Origin of the sequence: Streptomyces sp. NPDC006743, from assembly GCF_040703815.1 — a bacterium.
In the GTDB taxonomy this organism is placed as follows: Bacteria; Actinomycetota; Actinomycetes; order Streptomycetales; family Streptomycetaceae; genus Streptomyces.
Map to the genome: position 1 here is coordinate 1 of NZ_JBEYJA010000131.1, position 3701 is coordinate 3701.

The following is a 3701-nucleotide window of genomic DNA, read 5'->3' on the forward strand; positions in this document are numbered from 1 at the left end:
TGGCGCGCCGGCACCGCTGGAATCGATCGGCCTGGTCAGCGGACGGGACAGCGGCAGGTCGACGGCAGCGGGCACGGGATCGGCCCGGTGCTCGGGGGCTCGGCGCACGTGCGGCAGCACGGCAGCGCCGTCAGTGAGGTGGAGGTGGGTCCGTTCCGGACCGGAGCGGCCAGGGCCGTGACGGGAGAGGAACATCGCGTGCTTTCTTTCCAGGCGGAGCTAGGGATTTCAGAGTCGAGTTCAGGGCCGGCGTTCAGGCCCGGGGTTCAGGGGCGGGGTTCATGAACGCGGGCCGGGCGGCCGGAAGTTCAGAGCGGGCGTTCGGAGCCGCGGTCCAGACCGGAAGTTCGGAAGAACGGGGCTTCGGGACCGCGGTCCAGACCGGAAGTTGGGAGCGGGGCCTCGGGGCCGCGGTCCAGAGCGGGAGTTCGCTAGCGGGGGTTTCGGTGCCGACTCCAGGCCGGCGGTTCGGGCCGGGGCCTCGGAATCGGGGCCCGGCCCAGCGGTCCAGCGCCGGTGGTTTCAGGGCCGGGTGACGCTCAGGCCCGTGCCGGCGGCGGCCTCGAAGCTGTCATCGACGGCGACGACCTTCCGTCCGGTCGCGTCCAGCAGGGAAGCGGCGATCGCCGCCCGCATCCCTCCCGCGCAGTGCACCCACACCGTGCCGGCGGGCACCTCACCGACCCGGCCGTGCAGCTCGTGGAGCGGAATGTGCGAGGAGCCCCTGATGAAGCCGTTCGCGCGTTCGGAATCCCGGCGCACATCCAGGATCACCACCTCGTCGCCGCGCTCCCGTGCGGCGGCGAGGTCGGCGAAGCGGGCGCGGGGGAAGGAGGCGAGTTGCTCGCCCGCACGGACCCAGGTGGCTGGATCTCCCGTGGCGGCGGCGGCCGGGCGGTCGATGCCGACCCGGGTCAGCTCCCGCTGCGCGTCGGCGATCTGTGCCGGGGTGTCGGCGAGCAGGGTGACCGGCTTGCCCCACGGGATCAGCCAGGCCAGATAGGTGGCCGGCTTGCCGGTGCCCTCGAAGTTGAACGAGCCGGCCACATGGCCCTCGGCGAAGGCGACCCGGCCGCGCAGGTCCACCACCCACTCACCCGCCGCCAGCCGTTCGGCGATCTGTGCGGCGTCGGCCGGCTCGGGCGGGGTCAGGTCGACGGGCGCGGGGCCGGCGGCGTTGGCCGGGCCCATGTGCGTGTAGTAGGCGGGCACGTCTTCCAGTCCGGCCAGGATCCGCTGCACGAAGGTGTCCACGTCCAGGGTGAGAGCGTCGTTGCTGGTACGTTCTTCGCCGATCGTGGTCGCATCGCCCTCGGCCTGCGCCGAGGAGCAGAAGCTGCCGAAGCCGTGCGTGGGCAGGACGGGCACCTCGTCGTCGAGCGTTGCCGCCAGCCGGTGGGCGGAGGCGTGCTGTGCGCGGGCCAGGTGCTCGGTCAGCCGCGGGTCCACCAGGTCCGGGCGCCCCACGGTGCCGATCAGCAGCGAGCCGCCGGTGAAGGCCGCCACCGCGCGTCCCTGCTCCTCCAGCACGTAGGAGGTGTGGTGCGGGGTGTGGCCGGGGGTGGCTATCGCACGCAGCACCAGGTGCTCGTCCACCTCGCAGGTGTCGCCGTCCGAGACGGACGTGCGGGGGAAGGAGACATGAGCGCCGGCCGGGACCAGGTAGCGGGCTCCGGTGAGACGGGCCAGTTGCAGCCCGCCGCTGACGTAGTCGTTGTGCAGGTGCGTCTCCGCCACGTAGGCGATGCGCACCCCCCGGCGGGCGGCGGTGGCGATCACCTGGTCGACGTCCCGCGGCGGATCGACCACGACCGCCGACCTCGTACCTCCGGCCAGGTAACTGCGGTTGCCCAGCCCCTCGAACTCCAGGGTGTCGACAAAAAACATCGGAGTGGCTCCTTTCTCCAGAGGGTGCACCCCGGGGATTTCCGTATCGGAACGTCGCCGCCGCAGCTCCGGAACGCTCATGCCGTTCCGAGCCGCTCGTGACGTCCGCGGACTCCACGTCCTGATCCGTTTCACGGCGGTCACCGCCGGAGACAGCGGCGGAGAATTCCGGGCGGGGTGCGAGGTGGATGAACCGGCCGGCCGGACGCGTGCGGACCGGACGCCTGCCGGCAAAGGCATGCCGGCAGGCTCCTGCCGCCGCCGGCCGTCAGACGCACGCCGGCAGTCGCATGGGACGGTCATCCGCCGGTTCTGTCTGCGTCAGTCCTCGCGTGCCGCGGCTTCGGCACGGTCGTCGTTGTTCAGCGGATCCGCCTGCTCGGGGAAGCCGACCGGCAGCCCTGCCGTCTCCCATGCCTCGAGGCCGCCCGCCACGCTGTAGACGGCGGAACGGCCCGCGCGGATCGCGTGCGCGCCGGCTCGCGCGCTGCGTGCGCCCGTGCGGCACAGGAAGGCCAGCGGGCCGTCAGGCAGACCCGTCAGCGAGTCCGGGAACGTGCTGAGCGCGACGTGGACGGCGCCGGCCGGGTGACGCGCGGCCCATTCATCGTCTTCACGGACATCGACCAGCGTGAGGTCACCGTCCAGGACGCGGCGGCGTGCCTCGGCGGGAGACAGGGAGGCGGGCGTGTGTCCCTCACCGGGTTCCAGGTCCTGCCGCGGGGCGGGCAGGACCGTCCGGATCGCCTCGTAGTTCGAGGCATGGGCGACGGCTATCTGCTGCCCCAGCATCGGGCAGACGTTCATCGCCTCTTCCCAGTGAGAGGTGGACTCCCATTCCGCCACGTTGACGAGCAGGAACTTGCTCCCGGGAACGATCGTACGGAACATGTACGTCCGGATGAACCCGGGTTGAGCCGCCATCACGTTCGCGGCATCCTGCCAGGCATCCAGGTAGGAGTTCTCCTTCTCTTCGTCGATCTCAATCGGAATGATCACGACATGGCGATTTTCCATCCGCCGACTCCTCTGTGTGCAAGGAACTGGTGACTGCTGGTGCAGCGCTCCGGCCGGGGGTTGAGCGGCGAACAAGGGAAAACGGCCGGGTCTGCAGTCCGCGGGGCACCGGCTCCGCGCCGGTGCTTCCCGAAAGCAGCCTGCGCCCAGCCGTCCGTGAGCAGCAATCAACCTTGCTGAACCGGCAAGCGGACGGACCTTGGTCGAGGCGCCGCCGTCGGGGAGGTGCCGCACGCACCGCACACGCCGGCCACACGAGTGATCGACGCACTGCGGGCCGCCGTCAAGCGGTGCCAGACCTTCCAGGAGGTCCAGGTGGGCTTCCGCTACGAAGGGGTCGCCCTGCGTCCCGACCGCTACGGCGACGATTCCGTGTCTCTGCGCCTTACACAACTCACGGCGGACAGCGAGAACGAGCAGCCCGTACGAGTTCCCTGCGCGGTCGTGGCCGTTCGGCAAGGGACTACGGTCGCCACGTTCTACGAGTACAACCGCCCCGCAGGGCCCAGAGGCAAGAGGACCCCGCTGCCGTACCGGAAGCGATCATCAAGGCGCAGCTGGCCAAGCTCAGCAGACCGACGGCTTCGCAGTGACAGCGATCGAGCACTGACCCGGAGGTACTCGGAGCAATCCGCGCATCCACGCAGACACGGCACGACTCCGCTGCTGACCTCCATCATCGCGCGTGCCCAACGACCAGGACCGTTACTGATTTCGGCTCGTCGGGGTGAACCTTCATGAAGTCTGTGAGGGACCCGGAGTGATGCCTGTATCCCATGGTGTGTGAGATATGCGGA

The 3701-nt window shown here is 70.3% G+C and carries 2 protein-coding genes and 1 pseudogene; all 3 read right to left on the reverse strand.

Annotated elements, in window-relative coordinates:
* Nucleotides 1-195: pseudogene (locus ABZ719_RS37355) on the reverse strand (rhodanese-like domain-containing protein); the annotation flags it as partial.
* 327 nt (nt 196-522) lie between these two features.
* On the reverse strand, nt 523-1887 hold the full coding sequence (locus ABZ719_RS37360; protein WP_366729622.1) for an MBL fold metallo-hydrolase: 1365 nt from the start codon (nt 1885-1887) through the stop codon (nt 523-525).
* Between the two features lie 321 nt (nt 1888-2208).
* Nucleotides 2209-2886: a rhodanese-like domain-containing protein gene (locus ABZ719_RS37365; protein WP_366729623.1), complete on the reverse strand. Its 678-nt coding sequence runs from the start codon at nt 2884-2886 to the stop codon at nt 2209-2211.
* Between the last annotated feature and the right edge of the window lie 815 nt (nt 2887-3701).

Bases quoted from the DNA above. Each gene is read 5' to 3' on its own strand.
- ABZ719_RS37360 (WP_366729622.1), bottom strand. From the start codon at position 1,887: ATGTTTTTTGTCGACACCCTGGAGTTCGAGGGGCTGGGCAACCGCAGT.